General features: G+C 43.9%; 22 protein-coding genes, 1 pseudogene and 1 riboswitch. Of the genes and pseudogenes, 20 read left to right on the top strand and 3 right to left on the bottom strand.

Annotated elements, in window-relative coordinates; genetic code table 11:
• The first annotated feature begins 50 nt into the window (after positions 1–50).
• The 5 genes and pseudogenes from WJ238_RS01285 (at position 51) to WJ238_RS01260 (ending at position 4,547) form a co-directional block, all read left to right on the top strand.
• Positions 51–509: a hypothetical protein gene (locus WJ238_RS01285; RefSeq protein ID WP_337605933.1), complete on the top strand. Its 459-nt coding sequence runs from the start codon at positions 51–53 to the stop codon at positions 507–509.
• Positions 510–748: 239 nt separating this feature from the next.
• Positions 749–2,686, top strand: coding sequence for a bile acid Fe-S flavoenzyme BaiCD (gene baiCD / locus WJ238_RS01280; RefSeq protein WP_230106425.1), 1,938 nt, complete (start codon positions 749–751; stop codon positions 2,684–2,686).
• A 95-nt stretch (positions 2,687–2,781) separates the two neighbouring features.
• Positions 2,782–3,336 carry a nuclear transport factor 2 family protein gene (locus tag WJ238_RS01275; RefSeq protein WP_230106424.1) on the top strand — a complete coding sequence of 185 codons (555 nt, stop codon included), beginning with the start codon at positions 2,782–2,784 and terminating at the stop codon, positions 3,334–3,336.
• A gap of 117 nt (positions 3,337–3,453) precedes the next feature.
• Positions 3,454–4,418 (top strand): annotated as a pseudogene (locus WJ238_RS11940) (acyltransferase family protein).
• Positions 4,419–4,424: 6 nt separating this feature from the next.
• Positions 4,425–4,547: a hypothetical protein gene (locus WJ238_RS01260; RefSeq protein WP_337605931.1), complete on the top strand. Its 123-nt coding sequence runs from the start codon at positions 4,425–4,427 to the stop codon at positions 4,545–4,547.
• Between the two features lie 23 nt (positions 4,548–4,570).
• On the opposite strand, the gene WJ238_RS01255 is transcribed toward WJ238_RS01260, so the two are convergent.
• The 3 genes from WJ238_RS01255 to WJ238_RS01245 all read right to left on the bottom strand — a co-directional run bounded on the left by WJ238_RS01255 (position 4,571) and on the right by WJ238_RS01245 (position 8,297).
• A complete protein-coding gene (locus tag WJ238_RS01255) occupies positions 4,571–6,097 on the bottom strand; it encodes a glucosyltransferase domain-containing protein (RefSeq protein ID WP_337605930.1) in 1,527 nt (508 codons plus the stop codon).
• Between the two features lie 26 nt (positions 6,098–6,123).
• Positions 6,124–7,092, bottom strand: coding sequence for a glycosyltransferase family 2 protein (locus WJ238_RS01250; RefSeq protein ID WP_316266906.1), 969 nt, complete (start codon positions 7,090–7,092; stop codon positions 6,124–6,126).
• Between the two features lie 104 nt (positions 7,093–7,196).
• Positions 7,197–8,297: a pyridoxal phosphate-dependent aminotransferase gene (locus WJ238_RS01245; RefSeq protein WP_337605929.1), complete on the bottom strand. Its 1,101-nt coding sequence runs from the start codon at positions 8,295–8,297 to the stop codon at positions 7,197–7,199.
• Positions 8,298–8,410: 113 nt separating this feature from the next.
• On the opposite strand from WJ238_RS01245, the gene WJ238_RS01240 reads away from it, so the two are divergent.
• The 15 genes from WJ238_RS01240 to WJ238_RS01170 all read left to right on the top strand — a co-directional run bounded on the left by WJ238_RS01240 (position 8,411) and on the right by WJ238_RS01170 (position 26,568).
• Positions 8,411–11,719 (top strand): DUF5717 family protein, encoded by a 3,309-nt coding sequence (locus WJ238_RS01240; RefSeq protein WP_311135883.1) that lies wholly within the window; start codon positions 8,411–8,413, stop codon positions 11,717–11,719.
• A gap of 41 nt (positions 11,720–11,760) precedes the next feature.
• On the top strand, positions 11,761–13,044 hold the full coding sequence (locus WJ238_RS01235; RefSeq protein WP_230106421.1) for a DUF5716 family protein: 1,284 nt from the start codon (positions 11,761–11,763) through the stop codon (positions 13,042–13,044).
• Complete coding sequence (locus tag WJ238_RS01230) at positions 13,019–13,786, top strand: hypothetical protein (RefSeq protein ID WP_230106420.1); 768 nt, start codon at positions 13,019–13,021, stop codon at positions 13,784–13,786. The genes WJ238_RS01235 and WJ238_RS01230 overlap by 26 nt, the downstream gene beginning before the upstream one ends.
• Before the next feature lie 133 nt (positions 13,787–13,919).
• The gene (locus WJ238_RS01225; RefSeq protein ID WP_230106419.1) at positions 13,920–14,768 is read left to right on the top strand and encodes an amino acid ABC transporter substrate-binding protein; all 849 of its coding nucleotides are present in this window, start codon (positions 13,920–13,922) and stop codon (positions 14,766–14,768) included.
• Between the two features lie 60 nt (positions 14,769–14,828).
• Positions 14,829–15,479, top strand: a complete 651-nt coding sequence (locus tag WJ238_RS01220) for an amino acid ABC transporter permease (RefSeq protein ID WP_230106418.1) — start codon at positions 14,829–14,831, stop codon at positions 15,477–15,479.
• Positions 15,480–15,501: 22 nt separating this feature from the next.
• Positions 15,502–16,191, top strand: a complete 690-nt coding sequence (locus WJ238_RS01215; protein ID WP_276535524.1) for an amino acid ABC transporter ATP-binding protein — start codon at positions 15,502–15,504, stop codon at positions 16,189–16,191.
• A gap of 187 nt (positions 16,192–16,378) precedes the next feature.
• Positions 16,379–17,086 (top strand): phosphoribosylaminoimidazolesuccinocarboxamide synthase, encoded by a 708-nt coding sequence (gene purC, locus WJ238_RS01210; protein WP_230106417.1) that lies wholly within the window; start codon positions 16,379–16,381, stop codon positions 17,084–17,086.
• A gap of 17 nt (positions 17,087–17,103) precedes the next feature.
• Positions 17,104–18,531 (top strand): amidophosphoribosyltransferase, encoded by a 1,428-nt coding sequence (gene purF / locus WJ238_RS01205; RefSeq protein WP_230106416.1) that lies wholly within the window; start codon positions 17,104–17,106, stop codon positions 18,529–18,531.
• Between the two features lie 27 nt (positions 18,532–18,558).
• Positions 18,559–19,992 carry an adenylosuccinate lyase gene (gene purB / locus WJ238_RS01200; protein ID WP_337605928.1) on the top strand — a complete coding sequence of 478 codons (1,434 nt, stop codon included), beginning with the start codon at positions 18,559–18,561 and terminating at the stop codon, positions 19,990–19,992.
• 254 nt (positions 19,993–20,246) lie between these two features.
• Positions 20,247–20,873, top strand: coding sequence for a cyclodeaminase/cyclohydrolase family protein (locus WJ238_RS01195; protein ID WP_337605927.1), 627 nt, complete (start codon positions 20,247–20,249; stop codon positions 20,871–20,873).
• A 43-nt stretch (positions 20,874–20,916) separates the two neighbouring features.
• Positions 20,917–21,780 carry a bifunctional 5,10-methylenetetrahydrofolate dehydrogenase/5,10-methenyltetrahydrofolate cyclohydrolase gene (locus WJ238_RS01190; RefSeq protein WP_316266918.1) on the top strand — a complete coding sequence of 288 codons (864 nt, stop codon included), beginning with the start codon at positions 20,917–20,919 and terminating at the stop codon, positions 21,778–21,780.
• A gap of 107 nt (positions 21,781–21,887) precedes the next feature.
• The gene (locus tag WJ238_RS01185) at positions 21,888–23,294 is read left to right on the top strand and encodes an alanine/glycine:cation symporter family protein (protein ID WP_230106412.1); all 1,407 of its coding nucleotides are present in this window, start codon (positions 21,888–21,890) and stop codon (positions 23,292–23,294) included.
• 151 nt (positions 23,295–23,445) lie between these two features.
• A riboswitch (glycine riboswitch) is annotated at positions 23,446–23,559 on the top strand.
• A gap of 201 nt (positions 23,560–23,760) precedes the next feature.
• Positions 23,761–24,138, top strand: coding sequence for a GrdX family protein (locus WJ238_RS01180; protein WP_230106411.1), 378 nt, complete (start codon positions 23,761–23,763; stop codon positions 24,136–24,138).
• A gap of 76 nt (positions 24,139–24,214) precedes the next feature.
• Positions 24,215–25,495 carry a glycine/sarcosine/betaine reductase component B subunit gene (locus WJ238_RS01175; RefSeq protein ID WP_256193983.1) on the top strand — a complete coding sequence of 427 codons (1,281 nt, stop codon included), beginning with the start codon at positions 24,215–24,217 and terminating at the stop codon, positions 25,493–25,495.
• A 20-nt stretch (positions 25,496–25,515) separates the two neighbouring features.
• A complete protein-coding gene (locus WJ238_RS01170; RefSeq protein WP_524536980.1) occupies positions 25,516–26,568 on the top strand; it encodes a glycine/betaine/sarcosine/D-proline family reductase selenoprotein B in 1,053 nt (350 codons plus the stop codon).
• The last annotated feature ends 58 nt before the right edge of the window (positions 26,569–26,626 follow it).

The following is a 26,626-nucleotide window of genomic DNA, read 5'->3' as shown; positions in this document are numbered from 1 at the left end:
ATATTCTCTTTTGTTATATATTATATTTTATAGGAATTTAGGAGAAGAGAATGAAAAATCGGGTAATGTCTGTTTTGGCAACACTGTTATTTCTATTATGTCTTGGATATGGAGCGTATCAGGAAAATGAATTAAATGTGCTTGAGGAAGAAATTGTTTCAGTTGAAGTACAAAGGAGATCTCCTTACCTGTCAGAAAGCGAGGTTGACAGCGAGGATTTAATGAAACAATTATCACGGGAAATCAAAGCTACAGATTTTATTGAGCAGGATGAAAGAAAAGCAGAGGTTAAAGATAAGTCAGGGCAGCCTGATATCGTATTTCATATTTATGGAGAAGAAAGAAGTATACTATATACGTTAGAAATAACAAATAATTTTAAACAAGTAACAATGAACATAAACCAGAAAAACTATTTCTATGATAACGAAAAATTAGACTGCATATTCAGAGAAATTTTTTCAGAAGCACAGGAAAAAAGAGAAAGGGAAGAAATCATTCCTCTATAGATAAGATTAAAAGACTTCGTGCAGGTGGTTTGTATATGACGCAGCTGCCTTTGTCTGAAATGTGATAGTAAAACAGGAAAAATTGTACCCGGATCGGTAAGAAAAAGCATCACTCCCATACAGTTAAATAGTAGTGCGGCAAAGGGATTTTGGCTCTATTGTCTGAAAAAAATCAAGTATGATAAAGAAAAGACAATAATATCACGAAAGTATGGAAGATATACAGAAGGAGGAAGAAAATGTTTGAACGATTGTTTTCCCCTATCCGTATCCGGGATATGGAGTTGGAAAATCGGGTAGTGATGACAGGAATGGGGACCCGGATGGTCGGAGGAGATGGAAGAGAAGTAACTGACCGCTTGATCAGATATCATGTAGAACGTGCCCGTGGCGGTGTGGGACTGAATACGGTGGAAGTCTGTTCTGTAGATGCGGCAAGTGCGCCGAAAGGATTCCTTGCCTTGAGCGATGACAAGTATATTCCGGGGATGAAGAAACTGGCAGATGCAGTGCATGAGGCGGGAGGAAAGATATGCCCGCAGCTGTGGCAGGGGTCGCTGGCTGTGGGAAGCGATCCGGATGCTGAAATTTTAGTTGCCTCAAAAATGAGGCTTTCACGGAAAGTAAGCATAAAAGGAATGAGTAAAGAACGGATCCATTCCATTGTGAAAGCTTATGGCGAAGCTGCCAGAAGAGCTGCACAGGCAGGAATGGACGCTGTAGAATTTCATGCAGCGCACACCTACCTGCCCCATGTTTTTCTGTCAGGAGGCATAAATCACCGGACAGATGAATACGGAGGCAGCTTTGAAAACAGATGCAGATTTCCTTTGGAATGTATCCGGGCTATTCGTCAGAATATTCCGGAAGGGATGCCTCTTTTCATGAGGATTGTCTGCCATGACGATTATCTGGAAAATGGTCTGACAGAGGGGGAGGTTATTGAATTTTGTAAGCTGGCAGGCCGGGAGGGAGTGGATGTGCTGAACATTTCCAGAGGTAATTTCCTGACCCGTGCCCAGATTTATGAAATTCCTCCGATTGATCTTCCTAAAGGAATAAATGTAGGGCCGGCTTCCCGTATTCGAAAGGAGACAGGAATGTTGACAATGCCGTCCGGACGTATCAATACGCCGGGGTTTGCTGAAGAAATCCTGGAGGAGGACAAAGCCGACCTGATCGCCATGTCCCGCGCACAGCTGGCAGATCCTTACTTCTGTAAAAAAGCAAAGGAAGGCAAGCTGGCTCAGATTAATTATTGTGTGGGATGCGACCAAGGGTGTTATGATTATTTTATCAACCCGGAGAAAGATCATATCAGCTGTATGAGAAATCCGGCGGTAGGAGAGGAAGAAGAACTGAAAGTTCAGGCTGCCGAAAAACCGAAACGTGTCATGATTGCAGGCGGTGGAATTGCCGGACTGGAAATTGCGGATATCCTTCAGCAAAGAGGACACAAACCTGCTATTTATGAAAAAACCGGAACCCTGGGAGGTCAGTTTGTGCTTGCGGGGACCGCGCCGAGGAAGGATGACTTTGGCATGGCCGGAAGAATGGCTGCCCAGAAAGCGATGGAGTCAGGGATTGATATTTTCCTGAATACCGAAGTGACTGCAGAAGTTATTGAGAAGGAAAAGCCGGATGTCGTCGTTGTTGCAGTTGGTTCAGTGCCTTTTGTTCCACCGATAGCAGGTATTGATCAGGCAAATGTTATGAGTTCTAAAGAGGTACTCTCGGGAACCAAAGTTCCCATGAGCGGAAATGTTGTAGTGATCGGCGGAGGTCTGGTAGGATTGGAAGTCTCAGAGCATCTGGAGCGCCGGGGCTGTCATGTGACAGTAGTTGAAATGCGCGAGGGTATTGGGATCGATCTGGGACATATGAGGAAAACAGCGGTACAGATCCAGCTGGAACAAGGACATATTCACCAGATTGTAAATGCAGCATGTAAGGAAATTCGGGAAAAAAGTGTTGTGCTGGAAGTAAAGGGAGAAACGATGGAAGTTCCGGCGGACTATGTGGTGATTGCTACTGGTTCCCGGGCAAAAGACAGTACAGATCTCCAGGAATGCTGTGAAAGGCTGGGAATACCGGTATATGTGATCGGCGACGCAAAACGGGCAAGAAAGGCTCTGGATACGATTTATGAAGCCTATCTTGCCGCATTGGAAATATAAAAATCGGGGAACGAAAATCGCCAACAGGTTCTTTTGGATCTGCTGGCGATTTCGTAAAAAAAGAATGATCGGAAAGGCAAAGAAGGGAGAAGAAAATGAAAGTAATTAAGCAGGATATGACAATTAAAAAAATGGTAGTAGAAGTTATGAAACATGCCAGAAGCCAGAGTTATACGCCGCAGCAGCTCTGTGAGAGGCAGAAGATCATAGATGCCCAGTTCTTTTATTATTGGGCTATGGATATGAAAAAAGAGGAATATATCTGTGATCTGTTTACAGAAGACTTCACCTACCGGTGTTATGTGGAAAATAAAACAGCTCCAAAGGATCAGGCAATGAGATCCAAGTATGTCAATCGGAATATGATGACAATGCATATGAGCCATAATCCGTTGATCTGGCTTATAAGCGATACAGAGGCAAGGGGAATTTTCCTTTATGAGGATAACAATACCTACCGGGAAAGTAAACAGACCGCTGAAGGATTTTCGGTATACTGTGATGATTTCCGCAAGTGTGAAGACGGTATCTGGCGGATCAGTACAATGCGGATCGGATATCGGAAAATGGAAGGAGAACTGGAGGATTACGATGTTCCTGAAGGCTGGACACCGAAATCCTGGGAAGAATGGCGCTGTGGACAGGAGTAACGGAGCTATTTGTAAAAGAAAGTGCATTGACGCAAGTGGAAAATTAAAATAGAATGTGAGGGAAGGAATTAGAGATTTATTGTAAAGTAGCTGTTTTGATCAGCTGAGGGGGGAATTATGAAAAAAGAAAATAGTGGAATAGAGCGTGAGAAAGTTCTTGCGCAGTTTTATTCTTCTCGTTTTGATTCAATACAGATATTGCGCGGCATTGCCGCGCTGTTTGTGGTGGCGGAACATATTCGTTTTCTGCATTGCGGCGCATTTGGAGTGGATATTTTCTTTTGCATTAGCGGTTTGATCATTCTATTCACAACCTATACCCATACAGAGCATTTTCTTGCCAGAAGATGGGTCAGAATTTTTCCGCTGTATGCGTTGATGACAATGGCTGTATTTACTATGACCCAAATTGCATCATCGGCTTTTGCGGAGACCCAGGCAACAGAGATAAGTCTGATTAAAAGTTTATGTTTTATTCCCTTTGATGTCGGAGCAGGCGTGATCCAACCGCTGGTCCGTGTCGGCTGGACATTAAATTGCGAAATGTTTTTCTATCTGATTTTTTGGATTTCTTTTCATATTTCCTACAGATATCGGGCGTGGATCTGTTCGGGGTTCCTTGTTCTGATCGTTTCTTCAGGACAGTTGATCATGCAGAATGGCACAGTACTGTCCTGGCTCCTTGCCCCTCTTCAGCTTTACGGCATCCGATCATGTTGGAATTTGTCCTGGGAATGATTGCCTGTGAGATTGTCCGGCAATGTTACCTGCTTGTTCATTTGCACCCACTGAAGCGTCCCAAGATATTTGCGGCAGTCTGTCTTGGCGGGGCTATTATAGTTCTGTCTATTCTGGCAACCACCAGCAAAGTGTCTGTTGTTTCAGGATTGCAGCGCTTTTTCTTCTGGGGGATTCTGTCAGCAGGTGTTGTGATACTGTTTTTACTGGCAGGTCTGTTTCTGAAATTCCCGCGCTGGATGACCAGACTGGGTGATATCAGCTTTTCCTTATATTTACTGCACTACTATCCGATCCAGTTTTTCGACCGCTTTGTTTTTGATTTTTCTGTTCTGACAGTGTGATCGGCAGTGGGAGCTGTTATCGTGGTGGCAGGTACGCTGGTCCTTTCCTATCTGACATGGCTTTGGATTGAAAAGAGACTGGGACGTATTTTGAATGCATGGATATGCAGGAAAAAGGTTTGGGCATAAGGCCATGCCAGATAACGGAGATACTATTGTGCCTGGTTAGTGATATACCATTCTTCTACAGGTTGGGATAGATAGACGACAATGACATCATCCAGTTCTTTTATACTTCCTTCCTGTGGCCAGACAGTCATGGAAGCAGATTCGACGAGGGCTTTTTGAAGCTGTGTGCTGTCAGCTGCTCTGACATTATAACCTCTGGTCTGGATAAAGTCCGTCATACGAAGATTATTCCCTTCGTCCCAGGCAAACATAGAACCGCCTAAAACACCTAATTCTTTTGTGGGCTGCGGTTCCTGGGCTACCATGCCGATAAAAGCGAGCGGTTTTTCGCGGTAGTCGATGCCCTTTTCTTCTATATCATACATGATTTCTTCGGCGATGGAGCAGTCTTTCTCATATACAATACTGCTGTAATAGTAAAATAAATTCATATCGCGCGCATTTATAAAAAGCAGATAGCCCGAAGCTGCCATGGCGGCATATAAAAGTGCTTTTTTGTTTATTTCCCTCAGAATAAGGTATAGCTGCACAGCGCCAACCAGAGGAAGAGCAAGCATCATTCTTCCCTGGGTTTTATATGTGGCGATAGCAAGATAAAGACTGAAAGGAGCGAAGCATAAGGCTACGCTAAAGAAAAATATGCCAGCCTTTTCTCTTATACCGTTGCACTTGAAAAATTTCCATATTGCATAAATTACGAAAGCAATCGTCACCCATCTAAGGGCTGTGCCTCCGTTGACATATACGTCAAGAACAGGAATAGCAAAAGATACACGTCCAACGTTTGCCATAGCCAGGGCAAAGGCTTTGAGAGGCTCACCGCTTGTCCAGCCGATGTAATTGTCAGTGAGGTATCCCTGTGTTCCAATGGCTTTCCCGATTATGAAATTGATCAGATAGTAGGATGCAATTGCAATAAGGCATAAGACGGCAGAGATAATGATGTCATATTTTATTCTGTCGCGATGACCTGAAAGGAAACACAAAAGGCAAAATGCTGCAACTGCCGATATATATACACAGATAAAGGCCTGATATGTTCCAAAGCTATAGAGCAAAAGTCCCAGAACAATGAGCGCTGTTTTCCAGTTCTTCTTTTCCAGATACTTTAGCGTATAATAGAAAGCGGCTGCCACAGTAACAGATGCCAGACCGATCTGCAGGCTGTACATAGAAAAAGAAAAAACATCGCCCAGAACAAAGGTCAAAGAAGAGTAATAGGAGAGAAAAATAAATAAAATCCATTGTTTTATCTCTGTTTTGGCAAAAAGGCAATAAGCAAAAATAATGCCTGATAAATTCCAAAAAAGAATGCCTGAAATATCCCATAAGAACGGAGCATAATTTCCCCCCTCTGTAAATATCAGATCAAACAGCCAGATAATAAATCTTCCCTGATAAAGCCACATCGTTTCGTCGCGTGCCGATAAGATCCAGGATTCTTCATCAATCGTGATGGTAAAATGGGTCAGCATAAATCCAAAACACAGAAGACTGAACAATACGGACAAAAATATGCTGGTTTTGTATTTTTTAACAAATTCTATCATTTTAGTTTCTTTCCCCCCCTGAAAATTTAGTTTTCTTTCTCATATATAGTGCCGGTTTTTTCGCTGATAATATAGCGGGGACGTTTCTTTACTTCCATGTAAATTTTTCCTATATACTCGCCGATTACTCCGATACAGAGCAGCTGGATTCCACCGATGAAGCAGATCGTACTTATTGTACTTGCCCAGCCGTCTACACTGTGCCCCATAAGTCTTACAGATACAGACCAAATGACCCCGATAAAGCTGATTAACGAGATCAGGATTCCTAAAGCGACAATGATACGGATTGGTTTTACGCTTAAACTTGTGATCCCGTCAAAGGCAAGAGAAAGCATTTTAGACAGAGGATAGTGACTTTCCCCTGCTATTCGTTCGTGCCGTTCATAATATACGCTTGTACTTTTGAAGCCTACAAGAGGAAACATGCCTCTAAGAAACAGGTTTACTTCTTTAAAATCAGAAAAAGCTTCCAGTGCTCTGCTTGATACAAGCCTGTAATCTGCATGGTTGTATACAAGATCAACGCCCATGCTGTTCATAAACCGGTAAAATCCCAGGGCAGTTGTACGCTTGAACCAGGTGTCGGTATCACGTTTGCTTCTCACTCCATAAACAATTTCGCAGCCGTTCCAGTATTCCTCTACCATCTGATCCATTGCGTTGATATCATCCTGTCCGTCACAGTCAATAGATATTGTGATGTCGCATTTGTCCTTGGCTTCCATAAGACCGGCCAGGACAGCGTTTTGGTGTCCTCTGTTCCTGCTTTGAGATATACCGATGTAATGAGGATTCTTTTTGGAAAGCTCAACGATAATTTCCCAGGTGTTATCTTTACTGCCGTCATTGACAAATAAAATCTTACTTTGCTCATCGATTTTTTCTCTGTCGATAAGCTCCAAAATTTTCTTTAAAAACATACTGCACGTAATGGGCAGTACTTCCTGTTCATTGTAACAAGGAATTACAATGTACAATATTGGCTTTTTCATTTTCCCCCTCCGTTCTTCTGTTCGCAGACTGTTTTTTGGATCGACAGCACTGTCCAGTGTAATATAACATATTCGTGCAGTATCCACAATCCGCACGTTGCACCCTAACCTATTATTTCTCCCAGGCATTTCAAAAGCCGGTCATTATCCTCGGGGTGCATAATACAGAAACGGATATATTCTCCCTCCAGTTCTTCAAAAGAAGAACAGTCGCGGATCATCATTTTCTGCCGGATGGCATGCTCAAATACCTGGAAGGAGGAGAGTCCCTCCTTTTCGATACGCACTAAAATGAAATTGGCATAAGGCTCATAGTATCTGGCATTTTGAAAGCCGTCCAGAACCTGACAGATCCGCTTTTTCTCGGAAAGGATAAGGTTCCGGGTCTTTTCGATATACCCGGCATCCTTCAGCATTTCTTCCCCGGCAAAGGCAGCAATGCTGCTGACGCTCCAGGGATTTTGATGAATCTGAAGAGCCTTAAGAAAGTCCTTGCTGCTGGTGATCCCATAGCCCAGGCGAAGGCCCGGAGCTGCAAAAAATTTGGAAACGCCGCGGATAACCATAAGGTTGTCGAAAGAGCGAGTCAGAGGAACGGCGGAGATCTCATCTACAGAAGGAGCAAATTCTGCATATGTCTCATCCACCATAACAAAAACACCTCTTTTGCGGCAGGAAGCTATGAGGTTTTCCAAATCAGAGATAGGGACAGCGGAAGAAGTAGGATTGTTAGGGTTGCATAAAATGATAAGATCTGCATCTTTCGGAAGCTGTTCCATAAAATCATTGATATCCAGGCAGAAATTTTCCGATTCTTTTAATGTATAGAAGGAGTTATGTCCGCCGGTAAGGGCAAGTTCTCTTTGGTATTCAGAATAAGTGGGACCGATAACGACTGCATGAGAGGCTTTAAGCTGTGTGATTAAAAGAGAGATCAGTTCTGTGGAGCCGTTGCCGGTGACGATGTACTGGACAGGAATTTTGCAGTACGCGGATATGGTTTCCTTTAAAGTAGTATAATTACGGTCGGGATATCTGGAAATAATATCCAGATTTTCAGCAAGTTTTTCTTTGACCCGGGCGGAAAGTCCCAGCGGGTTTACATTGGCTCCAAAGCTTATGATCTCTTTTTGTGGAAGATTGTAATATTCTGCAATCTGTTCCAGATCGCTTCCGTGAAAAGCGGGCTGTTTCGCGTTTTGCATATAAATTCCCCCATATTTCTTCTATATTTTCTGATTACGGCATTGCCATACTTGTCAGAATAATGCTATAATCCATTATAGTATGTTTAAAGAAAAATGCAACGCAAGAAGAGGTGGAAGGCTTGAAAAATAAAATTAAAAAATTTTCAAAAGGGGACTTTCAAGTGGTACATCCGGAGATTGTCTTTAATGACACATGTCTGATCCTCACCATTGGAGAGGGAGAAGTGTACCGGGGAAGTTTTACGATGAAAAGCCGGACAGACGGAGCAATACGAGGAATTGTTTATCCGTCTTCTTTTCGTATGCACTGCATTGAGCAGGGCTTTGAAGGAAACCCTGTGACAATCCAATTCGAGTACGACGGGAAAGGACTTACGCCGGGACATGTGGAGCAGGGAAAATTTTCTATTGTGTGCAACGGCGGAGAATTTGAAGTGCCTTTTACCGCAATTATAGAAAAACCCTATGTCATGACAAATTATGGAAAGGTGCAGAGCACAGATGACTTTAAGAGACTGGCTATCAAAGACTTTTCAGAGGCGCAGAGGCTGTTCCGCTCCAGAGAATTTTATGAAGTCTTAAAATATGAAAATCCCCGGGTTTTTCATTTATATGATAATATGAGAAAATGGTCCCTTGATGAGCAGGCCATGGAAGAGTTCTTAGTCGGAATTAAGCAAAAAGAGTGTATTTTTCTGACGCTCCAAGGAGAAGGAATGCTCTTTGAGGATTTGAAAGAGTCTACAAAAGGGAGCCTGACTGTTATCAAAAACACATGGGGATTTATGCCTGTGAGAATAGAGTCGGAGGGCGGATTTATTACAGTCAGCCGTCCGGAGATTACGACAGATGATTTTGTCGGTAATGTTTACGAGCTGGAATTTGTTGTCAATGCAGAGAAATTGCACGCAGGAAGAAATTTCGGAAAGATTCATCTTGTAACTCCCTATGAAATTCTTACCTACGAAGTAGAAGTTTTGCAAAATGGAGAATATGATGAGAATCATCGGGAAATCGAATTTCTTATGGCACAGATCCTGAAGGAATATGTGGCGTGTGAGGCAGGAAGGATTGATATTAACAGCTGGGTTGACAGCGCCATAGAAAAATCAAAAAAAATGCGGAACTACGCGCCGATGGATGATTCTTTGCAGCTGTTTCAGGCGCATATTTATATTAAGGGCGACCGCATGGAAGAGGCAAAGTGGATTCTGGAAAATTATAATTACAATCGTTTTGCTATTGGAAAAGATCCTACAACAAACGCCTACTATCTTTTCCTCACCGCATTGATCCGGCAGACCGGAAATCATGTGGAGAGGGTGATCGATGAAATCGGAAAGACCTATCTTCGGCATCAGGATTCCTGGGCGCTTCTGGCTATGCTGTTGATGCTGGATCCGCAGTACAGGGATTCCTACAGGCGGATCAAAGTCTTGGAACAGCAGTTTTATTCATATGGCGCGAATCATGTTCTTTTTTACCAGAAAGCATATCTGTGTTATCAGGACCGAAGCAATCTTTTGAAAAAGCTGGGAAAATTTGAACTGCATGTGCTTAATTTTGCTACAAAATACCGGCTTATTACGAGAGAGCTGGCTCTTTATGTGGCCAACCTTGCCAGTCAGCAGAAGCACTATGACAGCGGACTGTTCCGGATCCTGGAGAGGATCTATGAAATGTATGAGGAGCCGATGATACTGAATGCGATCTGCACGCTTCTTATTAAAGGGAATAAGATGCAGCAGAGATATTTTGTATGGTATCAGAGAGCGGTAGATGCAGAGCTTAAAATTGCACAGCTCTATGAGTATTACATGGAAACCATTGAGGAGGACCGGGTGAGGGAAGCGCTTCCCAGATCCATTTTCCTCTATTTTATGCATGGAAATAATCTGGATTATAAGAAGGCGGCGCTTTTGTATGCCAACCTTATTACCTATGAACAGTATGCAAGTGATCTGTATATCAGTTATCGGGAACAAATGGTAGAATTTGCATGGGATCAGCTTGTCAAAAGACATATCAATGATTCTCTGAAGGTGATTTATAAAAGATTCTGTACAGAGGAAGAAATGACAGGCGAACGTCTGGAAGCGATGAGGGACATTTGTTATGCATATGAAGTGACAACTAAGGTGCAGGGGATGAAATGTGTTCTTGTGATCGAAAAAGACGGAACAGTGAAACAGAGAGTTCCTTATACAGAAGGGGGAGCAATTGTCTATCTTTATGACAAAGAGGCGCGGATCGTATGGGAGTCTATGGAAGGGCAGCACCATACAGATTCCATTGTTTATGAGACAAGACGCCTTTTTTACGAACCCAGATATCTGGAAATGTGCAAAAAGTATCTGTCCCATATCAATAACTGGGGAGGAGAAGGGCAAAAAGAAGAGGTGACATTTGAAAACCTCCGTATGAAAGGGCTGGAAGAATTTGAGGAAAAAGAGGTATTTCAGCTTTGCAGCAAACGCATACGCGAAGAGAATTATGAAGAAGATGAATTTCTTCTGTATCTTTGCTTTGAACTGTTTAAGAGACAGCAGTATGATAAAGTGACCCTTACCTATCTTGTTAATTTCTTCTGTGGAGCAACAAAAGATATGAAAGCTCTTTGGAAAACAGCGAAGGATTATGGAATCCAGGAAGGGAAGCTGGGAGAGAGGATCATTACACAGATGCTCTTTTCAGAAGATATGTTTCAGGAGGAAGAGATTTTTGTTGAGTATTATCTGAACGGAAATGCTTATTTCCGTCTGAAACAGGCCTATCTTGCCTTTGTATCCAGGGAATATCTGGTTAGCGGGCGGAAAACGGGTCACACCATTTTTGAGATTATCGTCAACGAGTATCGGCTGGGAGAAAGCCTGGCGGATATCTGCAAAATTGCGCTTCTTCATTATTACTCGGACAAGGAGTATGATCATGAAGTGGAGGAAGTTTTGCATAAGGTACTGGGACAGCTGTGCGAGAAACAGATTATTTTCCCGTTCTATCTGAAGTATCCTGATAAATGGCTTAGAGAGGCACAGCTTTATGATAAGGTTATGGTTGAATATCATGCAAAGAAAGGCGGAAAGGTACGCATCTCCTATAAAATGCGCCAGGATGCTGTGGAAGATCTGGGTTATCAGAGCGAAAGCCTGACGCCTATGTATGAAAATATTTATGTGAAGGATTTTATTCTCTATCAGGGTGATGTAGTTCGGTATTATTTCCAGGAAACACAGGAAAAAGAGAAGAAAACCATACGTCAGGAAGAGAGGATCCTGGAACAGACCCGGGAAGTGCCGGCAATTGGGAAATACGGCAAACTCAATGCGATGGCTGGCATGTCTCCTGCAAAGAGAAAACAGGCAATGATCGATTATCAGAAAGAAATCGTCATGGCAGAGGAGATTTTCAGGGAATATTAAAAAGAGAGTAGAAACAGTACAAAAGCTTAGGAGGAATTACGGTGAGAGGCGGAAGTATTTTAGGAATTGAACTGAATGACCAGTATTGCCAGATCAGCTTTTACGACGAAGCGAAACATGAGCCGGAAACGCTGGAAGTGGCGGTAGACAATTATCAGATTCCTCTCATCCTGGGATATTATAAGGAACAGTGGGTTTACGGCAAAGAGGCAAAAAGACTGGCGACGATCAATGAAGGATGCACGGTCTCTGACCTGTATCAGAAAGCGCTGCGTCAGGAGAAAGTCCGGATTGGAGGGAAGAATCATGACGCGGTCTGGCTTCTGGCTAAGTTTTTTGAGCTGGCGTTAGAGAGATTCCGGCAGATTGAATATCTGACTTTTTCGGTTCCTCGCACAGATATCGATATCAGTAAGATGCTGAAGGGGATTGCGCAGTTCGTAGGAATCGCTAAGGATTCTGTCTATGTGCAGGATTATAAGGAAAGCTTTTGCCATTACATGTTTTATCAGCCTAAAGAGTTATGGCAGTATGAAGCTGCTTTATTTTACTGCGACAGGAATGAGATCAGAGCCTATATGCTGCGTCGTCTCCGTGGTGTCAGAGGGCGTGGCGATGAACTGTTCGTAGCGGTGGATGAGGTGGCAAATGCCCATATGAAAGAACTTGCGGCGATCTATCCTGTACTGAATGTAGACAAGGCGAAGGATGCGGATGAACGGTTCAAGGCGTTTATTCAGAGTGTATTTGATAAAAAAGTTGTCTCTTCTGTGTATTTGACAGGAGAAGGCTTTGAAAACAACTGGTATCCGGCATCTTTGAAAGTGCTCTGCAATGGAAGAAGAGCCTTCCTTGGCAACAATCTCTACAGCAAGGGGGCTTGTTATACGGCGTACCGTAAATGCAGAGATTATGAGGACAGTCCTATTTATCTGGATGAAAGTAAGATGACGGATCAGATCTGTCTGCGTATGCGGGTAAGAGGCAAGGAAGGGTGGTATCCTATTGTACAGTGGGGCTCTCACTGGTACGAGGCTGACGGGCAGTGGGATGTGCTTCTTGAGGATACCTCAGACATTGAGATACATATTGAATCGCTGGCCAGCGGAGAACTCCAGGCGGAGACAGTGTCGCTGGCAGGGCTGCCGGAGAGAAAAGACTATGCGATGCGTCTGACGATCGAAGTGATGTTTTTAGATGAACAGACCTGCCGGATTACATTTAAGGACGCCGGATTTGGGGAGTTTTTCCCGGCAACAGATTTTCAGGTGGAAAAGACCATACATTTAGGAGGAAGCAATGGGCAGTTTAATTCTTTGTCATAGAAAGAAAGCAAAGCATCCGTATGAGATTGCAAGAATCCATAAAAGGATCTATACAATAGAAGAACTGTGCTACTATTTTTGTAATAATCTCTATCTGGTAGATTATACGATCGTGAACCGTCAGCTCTGCGACTGGCTGGAGGAGGAGCTGGAACTGTATGATCTGGCAGATGAGCTGCGAAGTCAGTTGGAACAGAACGGCCCGGTGGAACAATTCCTTCTGACCGTCTTAAGTCATTCTTCCATTTATTCACCGGCAGAGATTACAAGGATCCATAATGTGCTGGAACGTCTGAAAAGCCAGAATGAAGTGGAGAGAGAAAAATATAAGGCGGACAATCTGCTGCAGACAGGAGAGTATGCGTCAGCCATTCTTGTATATCAGGGGATTGTAAACAAGGAGTGGGACGAGACAGTAGGAAAGGAATTTTACGGACAGGTCTATGGATGTCTGGGTGCAGCTTACGGTCGGATGCTTCTTTATGAAGAGGCGGCCTCCATGTATGAAAAAGGATTCCGGGTATGTCAGGATACAAAAATGCTGAAAGCTTATCTGTACTGCTGTTACCGCTATTTGCCGGAAGCACAGTATGTAAAAATGCTGTCGGCGGAGCCTGTCTACCTGAGCATGGACTCTATTTTAAAGGAAGAGCTTCGCAAGGCAGAGGAGAAGATCAATATGGATGTAACAGAAGAAGATTTCCGTCAGTGGAAAAAGGAATACAGGAAAACAGGAAAATAGGGATGTTGTTATAGAGTGCTTTGCTTGACAAGCAAAGCACTTTCGTGTTATGATTACAGAGCAATTTAGCGTGGTAGAGTAATCAATTGGTAAATTGATAATATAATAAAGCTGATTGCAGGAGGGTCATATTATGAAAAAAAGATTAGCATTGCTTCTTGCGCTTGCAATGACAGCATCTGCAGTAGTTGCCGGATGCGGCAGCAGTTCTGACAGTAACAGCAGTTCCGACGAAAATACAGAAAGTCAGGAACAGACAGAAGTAGAATTTAAAGAAAAAGAGGCTGGAGATACTTTTACAGTCGGATTTGATCAGGATTTCCCGCCTATGGGATTCGTAGGGGATGATGGTGAGTTCACAGGATTTGACCTGGAGCTTGCGCAGGCTGTCTGTGACAAGCTGGAGCTGGAGTTCGTTGCAGAGCCTATTGCATGGGATTCCAAAGACGCTCTTTTAAATTCAGGCGCAATTGACTGTATCTGGAATGGATTTACTATCAATGGAAGAGAAGACGACTATACATGGTCTGATCCTTACCTTGACAATAAACAGGTCTTTGTTGTGCGCGGAGATTCGGGAATTGAATCAGAAGCCGACCTGGCAGGAAAGATCGTAGATGTTCAGACAGATTCTTCTGCACAGAAAGCGTTGGAAGATAATCAGGATCTGACTTCTACATTCAGTAATCTGCAGATTGTGCCGGACTATAATACCGGATTTATGGAACTGGAATCCGGTGCCGTGGACGCAGTTGCAATGGATATTGTTGTAGCTTCCTATCAGATTGATTCCAGAGATGCAAATTTCAAGATCCTGGATTATGAGATTGCATCCGAAGAGTATGGAGTAGGATTTGCCAAAGGAAATGAGGCATTGAGAGATCAGGTACAGCAGGCTCTTAACGAACTGGCGGAAGAGGGAAAAGTTGCAGAGATCTCTACCAAATGGTTTGGAGAAGATATTACAACAATTGGAAAATAAGTTAAAAAGAAAAAGGGCTGTCCTTTGGGCGGCCCGTTTTTAGCGGAGAGGAGTTAAGTTATGGCTATTTCAGTCATGTTGAGTCAGTTGATGGAGGGAATGGTATGGTCGCTTGCCATTTTTGTGATCACCCTTATCTTTTCCCTTCCGGTGGGACTTCTTGTATCCTTTGGAAGAATGTCCAAAAATATCGTTATTCGTTCGGTCTTTAAACTTTATATCTCGATTATGAGAGGAACGCCCCTTATGCTGCAGCTTATGGTAATCTTTTTTGGGCCTTATTACATATTTGGTATTCCAAATTCACCAAGCTGGAAGACGATTGCATGTATGGTGGGATTTGTTTTGAACTATGCGGCTTATTTTGCGGAGATTTACCGCGGCGGCATAGAGGCAATGCCCCGCGGACAGTACGAGGCTGCACAGATCCTGGGATATACGAAAGCACAGACATTTGTGCGGATCATCCTTCCACAGGTGATCAAAACCGTGCTGCCGTCCATTACGAATGAAACTATCACGCTTGTAAAGGATACTTCTCTTGCATTCACCATCGGTATTGTGGAAATGTTTACAAAAGCCAAGGCTCTGGCGGCATCACAGACAAATATGCTGCCCTTTGTATTTGCGGGAATATTCTACTATGTGCTGAATCTTATTGTGGCATTTTTGATGGAACGTCTGGAAAAGAAACTGAACTATTATCGCTAGGAACCAGGAGGGAGAAAAGAGTATGAGTCTGTTGGAAATGAAAAATATAAAGAAAAGCTTTGACGGACAGGTTGTGTTAAAAGACATTTCCCTTTCTGTGGAAAAGGGCGAGGTACTGGGGATCATCGGACCTTCGGGATCCGGGAAATCCACCCTTCTTCGATGTGCTACCGGGCTGGAGAAGCAGGATTTCGGCGAGATCAAGTACGAAGGTACCTTTGGCCTGGTTTTCCAGAACTTCAATCTGTTTCCTCACTATTCCGTGATGAAAAATATTACGGATGCGCCTATTAAGGTGCAGAAGAGAAAAAAGGAGGAAGTCTATGAAGAGGCGAGGGAACTTCTTCGCAAAATGGGGCTGGAGGACAAGGAGAAGGCGTATCCGTTCCAGCTCTCCGGAGGACAGCAGCAGCGTATCTCCATAGCAAGAGCTCTTGCCATGAAACCGGATATTCTCTTTTTTGATGAACCTACATCCGCTCTCGATCCGGAGCTGACAGGGGAAATACTGAAAGTTATCAGGGATCTTGCTGCCGAGCATATGACAATGGTTATTGTGACTCATGAAATGAACTTTGCAAAAAATGTTGCAGACAAGATTATTTTTATGGATCAGGGCATTATTGCGGAAGAAGGGACTCCGGAAGAAGTTTTTGGTTCTTCTAACAAAAGAATGCAGGAATTTCTTGGAAAATTAGGTGATAACTTATAAATAACGAATGAGTTATAAGAAAAAATAATAAGTGGGTTGAAAAATAAATAATAAATAAGACATAATACAAGGCAGGAGGGAATATTGCTTTTCCTTCTGCCTTGTATTATACTTATACGTGCAAATGCTGACAGAAAGCTGCGGCTTATGTCCGCGGCGAAAAAAATAGAAAAGGATGGGTGTTCATATGCAGAAATTAGAACAATTGTATGAAGGAAAAGCCAAAAAAGTATTTAAGACGGATGATCCGGACATTGTAATTGTGGATTACAAAGACGATGCAACTGCTTTTAACGGCGAGAAAAAGGGAACGATTGTCGGAAAAGGTGTGATCAACAACCGTATGACAAACTATATTTTCCAGGTTCTGGAAAAAGAAGGCGTTCCGACCCATTTTGTAGAAGAGTTAAGTGACAGAGAGACAGCGGTAAAGAAAGTGGAGATCGTACCACTTGAGGTAATTGTCCGCAATGTTGCTGCAGGAAGTTTTTCCAAGAGACTGGGTATTGAAGAAGGAAGCGCACTGCTGGCACCTACTCTGGAGTTCAGCTATAAAGATGATGATCTGGGTGATCCTTTGATCAATGATTATATGGCGATCGCTATCGGTGCTTCCACAAGAGAAGAGATTGACAAAATTACAAAATATACTTTTAAAGTAAATGAAGTACTGAAGAAATTCTTTGCAGATGCAGGGATCGAACTGATCGACTTTAAAATCGAATTTGGAAGATACCATGGCGAGGTGATTCTGGCAGATGAGATTTCACCGGATACATGTCGTCTGTGGGATATCAAGACACATGAAAAACTGGACAAAGACCGTTTCCGCCGGGACATGGGAAATGTAGAAGATGCATATCAGGAAGTATTCCGCAGAATTGGCATTAAATAGGGAGCAGGAAAGAATTCATGAATGACTTTGAAAAAGTAACAACAGGCCTGGGTGAAGAGTGCGGTGTGTTTGGAGCCTATGATATGGATGGGGGCGATGTAGCCCCCACTGTATATTATGGGCTTTTTGCATTGCAGCACAGAGGGCAGGAAAGCTGCGGAATTGCTGTGACAGACACATATGGAGAGAGAAAGGTACAGTCGAAAAAGGGCCTCGGACTTGTAAATGAAGTGTTTGACAGCGAAACCCTCCACAGCTTAAAAGGAAATCTTGGTGTGGGACATGTACGCTATTCTACGGCGGGAGGTTCCAGGGCAGAAAATGCAATGCCGCTTGTTATCAATTACGTGAAAGGTATTTTGGCGATCGCGCACAATGGTAATCTGACAAATGCGATAGAACTTCGGCGGGAGCTTGAGTTGACAGGAGCAATTTTTCAGACGACAATTGACTCCGAGGTAATTGCCTATCACATTGCGAGGGAGCGGTTAAAGACATCTTCGGCAGAAGAAGCGGTAAAGAATGCTATGAAGAAGATTGAGGGAGCATACGCTCTTGTAGTGACCTCGCCCAGGAAGATGATCGGAGCAAGAGATCCCTTTGGTCTGAAACCTCTTTGTCTTGGGAAAAGAGATAATACCTATATTTTTGCTTCGGAGAGCTGCGCCCTTGCGGCAGTGGGAGCAGAGTTTGTAAGAGACGTTCTTCCGGGAGAGATTGTGAGCATTACAAAGCACGGTATCGACTCGGATATGAGTATGGCAATTGCACCGGAAAAACAGGCCAGATGTATTTTTGAATATATTTATTTTGCCAGAACGGACAGTACGATTGACGGGGTAAATGTTTACCATTCCCGTCTTACTGCCGGAAAAGCGCTGGCAGAATCCTATCCGGTAGAAGCAGATCTTGTGGTAGGTGTTCCGGATTCAGGGCTTGTTGCAGCAAAAGGATATTCAGAACAGTCGGGAATCCCTTATGGAATGGCTTTCCACAAAAACAGCTATGTGGGCAGAACATTTATCAAACCGAAGCAAAGTGAAAGGGAATCCAGTGTCAAGATCAAACTGAATGTGATCGAAGAAGTTGTCCGCGGAAAACGTATTGTCATGGTGGACGATTCGATCGTGCGGGGAACTACCTGTGCGAATATTATCCGTATGCTGAAAAAGGCAGGAGCGACAGAGGTTCATGTCAGGATCAGTTCGCCTCCGTTTTTGTATCCTTGCTATTTTGGAACGGATGTACCGTCCAATGAACAGCTCATTGCCCATTCGCACACAACGGAGCAGATCCGTGAAATGATAGGAGCAGATTCGCTTGGTTATATGGAGATAGAGAAATTAAAAGATATGGTCGGGGAGCTGTCCTATTGTGACGCATGTTTTACCGGGAAATATCCGATGAAGGTGCCGGGAAGAGATATCTCCCAGGCTTTTGAATAAAACTCAAAAGAGAAAGGAAAAACCGATATGAGTCATGACAGATATGTAAGTCCGCTGTCAGAGCGTTATGCCAGCAGCGAAATGCAGTATATTTTTTCACCTGATATGAAATTCCGTACTTGGAGAAAGCTTTGGATCGCACTTGCAGAGACGGAAAAAGAGCTGGGGCTTCCTATTACAGAGGAACAGATTGAAGAACTGAAAGCCCATGCAGATGATATCAATTATGAAGTGGCAAAAGAACGGGAAAAGATCGTTCGTCACGATGTAATGTCCCATGTATATGCCTATGGACAGCAGTGCCCGAAAGCAAAAGGGATTATCCATCTGGGAGCTACCTCCTGCTATGTGGGGGATAATACGGATATGATCATTATGTCTGAAGCCCTGAAATTAGTCCGCACAAAACTCATCAATGTTATTGCAGAGCTGGCGGATTTTGCAAAAAGCAACAAAGATCTTCCGACCCTGGCGTTTACCCACTTCCAGCCGGCACAGCCGACTACAGTGGGGAAGAGAGCAACGCTTTGGATGCAGGAATTTCTTATGGACCTGGAGGATCTGGAGTATGTGCTTGGAAGTCTGAAACTTCTGGGATCCAAAGGAACTACCGGAACGCAGGCAAGTTTCCTGGAATTGTTTGACGGAGATCAGGAAACGATCGATAAAATTGATCCCATGATTGCAAAGAAAATGGGATTTAAGGAGTGCTATCCGGTATCCGGGCAGACTTACTCCAGAAAAGTGGATACAAGAGTGCTGAATGTCCTTGCGGGAATTGCAGCAAGTGCGCATAAGTTCTCCAACGATATCCGTCTTCTGCAGCATCTGAAAGAGGTAGAGGAGCCGTTTGAAAAGACACAGATCGGTTCTTCCGCCATGGCTTACAAGAGAAATCCTATGAGAAGCGAAAGAATTGCTTCCCTTTCCAGATATGTAATGATAGATGCACTGAATCCGGCAATTACTTCCGCTACACAGTGGTTTGAGAGAACGCTGGATGATTCTGCAAACAAGCGTCTGAGTATTCCGGAAGGATTCCTGGCAATAGACGGCATTTTGGATCTTTGCCTGAATGTAGTGGATGGACTGGTAGTTTACCCGAAAGTTATTGAAAAGAGACTGATGTCAGAGCTTCCGTTTATGGCTACAGAAAATATTATGATGGATGCAGTAAAAGCAGGCGGAGACCGTCAGGAGCTGCATGAAAGGATCCGTGAGCTTTCTATGGAAGCGGGACGCAATGTAAAAGAAAAAGGACTGGACAATAATCTGCTGGAACTGATCGCAGCGGATCCAGCCTTTGGATTAAGTATCGAAGAACTGAAGGAAACGATGGAACCGTCAAAATATACAGGACGGGCTGCTTATCAGGTGGATCATTTCCTGGCAGAAGTCGTGGCCCCGGTTCTGGAGAAAAACAAGGACATTCTGGGAGTAAAAGCAGAGATTAATGTCTAAGCAGCGGCGTTTTTAGAAAGAAAGCGAAGCGTAAAAGGCAGGCAGCAAAAATTATTCCTCCGTGAAGAGAGGAGATTTTGCTGCCTGTTTTCTGGCGTCGGTGTACAAGGAGCGTGTTGCCCCTTGCACACCGACTCTATCTTTTGATCAGGAAATAAAGAGCGAAAATATAGAGATATTGCTTGCAACAGTTACCTGCTTCCCATATAATTGTGGAATGACCCAATAGGAAATGACTAAGGAGGAAACGACAGATGATGCTGGAAAAGAAAACAACGGAATTTCTGGAAGAACTCTCCTCGGCGGCCCCGGTGCCGGGCGGTGGAGGCGCATCGGCGGCTGTGGGAGCTTTTGCAGCAGCCCTGGGGCTGATGGTGGCGAATCTGACAATAGGGAAGAAAAAATACAAAGACGTAGAAAATCAGATGGAAGAGTCAAAAAAAAGCCTGGAATTTCTTAAAGAAAAACTGATCAGGCTGACAGATCAGGATGCCGAAGCCTTCGTTCCCCTGGCAGAAGCGTACCGCCTGCCCAAAGAAACGGAAGAAGAAAAGAAATATAAGGAACAGATTATGGAGGAAGCGCTCTATCAGGCGGCTATTGTGCCGCTGCAGATCATGGAAACAATCCATCTGGCAATGGAGGAATTGGAGCTGCTTGGAAAGAAGGGCAATCTGCTGGCAGTCAGTGATGCCGGGACGGGAGCCCTGTTTGCGCAGGCAGCTATGGAGGGAGCGGCGTTTACCGTATTTATCAATACAAAGCTTATGAAGGATAAAGAAAGGGCAGAGGATCTGAATGCCCGTGCAAACACATTGATCGCGGAAGGACGCAGTATAAAAGAAGATGTGTGCCGGGAGGTTATGAAGAATATCAAATAGTGCCGGCATAGACCGGAGCTGAAAGCGGAAAGGAGAAAACATCATGGGAACTGTCATGAAAGGGGCAGAGGTAGCAAAAGAAATGAAAGAAACGCTGATCCGGGAAGCGAACGAGCTGAAAGAAAAAGGGATTGATCCCTGCCTGGCTATCATACGCGTTGGAGCCAGAAGCGCTGATCTGTCTTATGAAAGAGGCGCGAAAAAAAGAATGGAGCTTGCGGGCATTGCGTGCAAAGTTGTAGAGTTGTCTGAGGATATTACTCAGGAGGAATTTGAAGAGGAATTTCAAAAGGTGAATCAGGATCCGGAAGTGCATGGTATCCTCTTATTTCGACCTCTTCCGAAACATTTGAATGAGGAGAAGATCAAAAATATCATTCATCCTTTTAAGGATGTGGATTGTATGAGTCCGGTAAATCTTGCAAAAGTATTCTCGGGGGATGACAGCGGATTTGCACCCTGTACGCCGGAAGCAGTAATAAAGATGCTGGAACATTACGGTATTTCTCTTTGTGGGAAGAAGGTGACAGTTGTGGGAAGGAGTATGGTCGTAGGAAGACCGCTTTCTATGCTGCTCCTTAAGCGTCATGCTACCATTACAATCTGCCACACGCGTACAAAAGATCTGGAGAAGGTTTGCCGGGAGGCGGATATCCTCATAGCGGCAGCAGGGAAACCGAGGATGATCACAGGGGATATGGCAAAGGAAAATGCCGTGATCGTAGATGTGGGGATCAACGTAGACGAAGAGGGACGAATGTGCGGAGATGTTGATTTTGAGTCTCTTGCAGAGAAAGCCGCCTTTATCACTCCGGTACCGGGGGGAGTGGGAGGCGTGACGACCTCTATACTGGCGGCCCATGTGCTTCGGGGGGCGAAGTATTTAAATGGGATTTCAAAAGAATAAAATGTTTAAGCCTGGATATTGCACTTGTCCTACAAAAGTGATAAGATAATTTTCGATAGATTGTTATTTATTTATCGAAATTATCTATAGGAGAAGGAGGGCGTGTTGTGGAAACACTAAACGAGATTGTGCTGAAGGTGCAGCACTACTTATCAGACTACATTTTGATTGTCGCCCTTGTGGTGGCAGGGCTGTGGTTTACAGCTCGCACAGGATTCATTCAGGTGAGAGGCTTCAAACGCGGTATGAAGCAGGTGTTCGGAGGGCTTTTCGGCAAGAAAGGTGAGGCTGGCAATGACGGAATGAGCTCTTTCCAGGCCCTGGCGACAGCTATTGCGGCGCAGGTCGGAACTGGGAATATTGCAGGTGCAGCTACTGCGATCGCAATTGGAGGTCCGGGAGCGATCTTCTGGATGTGGGCAGCAGCGTTTCTTGGAATGGCAACGATCTATGCAGAAGCACTGATGGCACAGAAATATAAACAGGTAGGAGCAGACGGAATCGTAACGGGAGGTCCGGTTTACTATATCAGGGCAGCGTTTAACAATGTTTTTGGAAAAGTACTGGCAGGTATTTTTGCAGTACTTTTGATTTTTGCCCTTGGATTTATGGGAAATGCAGTGCAGTCCAATTCCATTGCATCTTCTTTTAACACCGCATTTGGTATTCCGCAGTGGATCATGGGCCTGATCGTGGCTGTCCTTGCATTGTTTATCTTTTCCGGCGGTATGAAGAGAATTGCCAAGGTTACGGAAACCATGGTTCCTCTTATGGCTGCTCTTTATATTATCGGTTCTCTGATCGTTATTATTTATAACTGGAGAAATATTCCGCTTGCATTCTATGAGATTTTTGTGGGAGCTTTTGCGCCGTCTTCTATTGCAGGAGGTGCAGTTGGCGCTACTATTAAACTGGCTCTGACAAAAGGTGTTGCCCGCGGACTTTTCTCAAATGAAGCAGGTATGGGATCCACACCTCATGCGCATGCGGTTGCGAAAGTGGATCATCCGGTTGAGCAGGGGCATGCCGCTATGATCGGCGTATTTATTGATACCTTTGTTGTGCTGACAATGACAGCACTTGTAATTGTTACAACCCGTGCATTGCCGGAGTCCTACAAAGTAGTGGACGGAGGATATACAGCGGCGGCACTTAGCCAGTTTGCATATTCTCTTGTATATGGAAAAGGCGGAGAGATATTTATTGCAATCTGCATGTTCTTCTTTGCATTTTCCACGATCGTGGGATGGTATTTCTTCGGTCAGGCAAATATCAAATATCTGTTCGGACCCAAGGCAGTGCCGATCTACTCTATACTGGTATGCATCTGTGTATTCCTGGGGTCTCTGGCGCAGGTAGACCTTGTATGGAATATGGCAGACTGCTTCAACAGTATGATGGTTGTGCCGAATATAATCGGTCTTCTGGCCCTTAGTGGAATGGTGAAGAAAGTACATGATGATTATTTTAATAACTTCCTTCCGAAACAAAAGGAAAATATGAAAAATAAATAAAAACATATATTTTGAATTGTGCAATACGCACAAAAGTGAGTTTGTTTTTTCATAGGTGTTGCAAAAAAAACGTTCATAATGTACTATAGACACATAGAATAATTCAGTAAAATATATGTAGAAAATCTATAAGTAAATTTTGACAGCAGGTAGATTTTTCCTACGAGAGAGCTGTGACGATGCAGCCGCCGAAGAGGCAAGCCGCAAGGATGAGGGTGAACATCCGGGCGGTGAAACTTTCAGGCAAAAGGATTAGGGAAAGTACTGCATTCTGGATCTTGTAAGAGCTGGCAGAGTAAAAGTGTTCTGCGCAGACAATAAGACAAAAGACAGAAGAGGGCGATGAACACACAGAAGTGTTTTCAACGTCCTTTTTCTTTTTAACGTAACTCTTTGTTTATCTATAGAAAAGTTCTATAGAGCAAAAAGTTCTCTTACAGACATCTTTGGGAAGGAGATTAAAAACGTGGCAAGCTATAGTGTCCTGACAAACAATCCTCTTGTTCGCGATACGCTGAAAGACAAAAAAGAGGTCATTTATAAAGAAATTTCTTACGAAGATGTTTTGCGGGAAGCGAGAGACAGAGTATACCGGGGATACAGGCTTTTATCACATCCTTTATCAGGAAGTGTAAAACCTAATGAAACACCATACAAATCCATTATGATTGGGAACAGAAAGGAGGAGATTGACGCACAGTCCGTCAGGATCATAGAATCCGCTATAGAATCATGCCGGAAGTTTGTTTTTAAATCTGACAAATACAAGCCGGAAGTGTATAAGGATTTTCAACTGATCGACTGGACTTTGCTGGAAAGTGCAATGGCATCGGCAGATGCGTAGTAATGCCTTGAGATGGTTTTTCTGTGAAGCCAGAAAACAAAAAAGAAAACAATGATTAACAAGGAGGGAACACACAGTGAAATTAGAAATGGGGCACATATACATTAAGGACATCCAGTTTGCAAGCGAGTCAAAAATCGAAGACGGAATCCTCTATGTATCCGAAGAAGAAGTAAAGAAAGTAGCTCTGGAGGACGAGAAGATCAAAAGCGTATCCTTTGATATTGCCCGTCCGGGAGAGTCTGTTCGTATTACACCGGTAAAGGATGTAATTGAGCCGCGTGTGAAAGTAGAAGGCAAGGGAGGAATCTTCCCGGGAGTGATCGCCAAAGTTGATACAGTAGGAAGCGGAAAGACTTATGCGCTTAAAGGAATGGCAGTTGTAACTGCAGGACGTATTGTCGGATTCCAGGAAGGTATCATTGATATGACTGGCCCGGGAGCAGAATATACTCCATTTTCACAGACAAATAACCTGGTAATGGTATGTGAACCAGTTGATGATATCAAACAGCATGACTATGAAAAGGCAGTGAGATTTGCAGGATTCAGAGTGGCAGTTTATCTTGGGGAACTGGCACGTAACCTGACACCTGACGAGACAAAAGTATATGAGACATGTACGATCAAGGAAGGATTTGAGAAATATCCGGATCTTCCAAGAGTTGCTTACGTTCAGATGCTTCAGAGCCAGGGACTTCTGCATGATACATATGTATACGGCGTAGATGCAAAGAAAATTGTTCCGACAATTTTAAGCCCGACAGAAATTATGGATGGTGCGATCGTATCAGGAAACTGTGTATCCGCATGTGACAAGAACCCAACTTATGTACATTTGAATAACCCGGTTGTCCATGACCTTTTTGAGGAACATGGAAAGACGATCAACTTTGTATGCCAGATCATTACAAATGAGAACGTATACCTGGCAGACAAGCAGCGTTCCTCTGACTGGACAGCAAAACTTTGTAAAATGCTGGATCTGGACGGTGTTATCGTATCACAGGAAGGTTTCGGTAACCCGGATACAGACCTTATCATGAACTGTAAGAAGATTGAAGCAGAGGGTGTTAAGACTGTTATTATTACAGATGAATACGCAGGACGCGACGGAAAATCCCAGTCTCTTGCAGACGCAGACGTTGCAGCAGATGCAGTTGTAACAGGCGGAAATGCAAATGAGGTTATTATTTTGCCGAAGCTTGACAAAGTGATCGGAACACTGGATTATGTGACAAAGATTGCTGGTGCAAGTGAAGAAACATTGCGCGAAGACGGCTCCTTAGAGGTTGAGCTTCAGGTAATCACCGGAGCAACAAATGAGACTGGCTTTAACAAGCTGAGCGCAAGATAGAAGGGAGGACATACGCGAAAATGAGTAAAATAAAAGTAGTACATTACATTAATCAGTTCTTCGCAAATATCGGTGGAGAGGAAAAAGCAGATTACCCGGCAGAGCTTCGTGTGGGCGAAGTAGTAGGACCAGGTATGGCGTTCAATATGAACTTTAAGGATGAAGCAGAAATTATTGCAACAATCGTCTGCGGTGACTCCTATTTCAATGAAAACCTTGACAAGGCAAAAGCAGATATCCTTGCTATGGTAAAAGAGCAGGCGCCTGACGTATTTGTTGCAGGACCGGCTTTCAATGCAGGACGTTACGGCGTTGCATGCGGAACGATCGCAGCAGCGGTTCAGGAAGAACTTGGTATTCCGGCAGTTACAGGTATGTATGTAGAGAATCCAGGTGCTGATATGTTCAAGAACCAGGTATACATGGTATCTACAAAGAACAGCGCAGCAGGTATGAGAGATGCAGTGGGCAAGATGGCTCCTCTTGCGCTGAAGCTTGCGAAAGGCGAAAAGATCGGCGCTTCCTGTGAAGAAGGATATATGCCGAACGGCATTCGTGTAAACTTCTTTGAGAAGGAGAGAGGATCCAAACGTGCAGTGAAGATGCTCCTTCAGAAACTGGCTGACAAGCCGTATGTGACAGAATATCCGATGCCGAGCTTTGACAAAGTAGCTCCGAATCCGGCTGTGAAAGATCTTGCACATGCAAAGATCGCTCTGGTTACTTCCGGCGGTATTGTTCCAAAGGGAAATCCGGACCACATCGAAAGCTCCAGTGCTTCTCATTATGGAGAATATGACATCACAGGCGTTATGGATCTGACAGCAGATACATATGAGACTGCTCACGGCGGATATGACCCGGTATATGCAAATGAAGATGCAGACCGTGTTCTTCCGGTAGACGTTCTTCGTGAAATGGAAAAAGAAGGAAAGATCGGTGAACTTCACCATCTGTTCTATACAACAACAGGTAACGGTACAGCCGTAGCATCTGCAAAGGCTTTTGCAGATGAGTTTTCACAGAAACTGAAAGCAGACGGAGTTGACGCAGTTATCCTGACCTCCACTTGAGGTACCTGTACTCGTTGCGGTGCAACGATGGTAAAAGAAATCGAGAGAGCAGGAATCC

This window comes from Claveliimonas sp. (assembly GCF_037273965.1).
Taxonomy (GTDB): domain Bacteria; phylum Bacillota; class Clostridia; order Lachnospirales; family Lachnospiraceae; genus Claveliimonas; species Claveliimonas bilis.
This window is presented reverse-complemented; position numbering and strand designations above follow the sequence as displayed.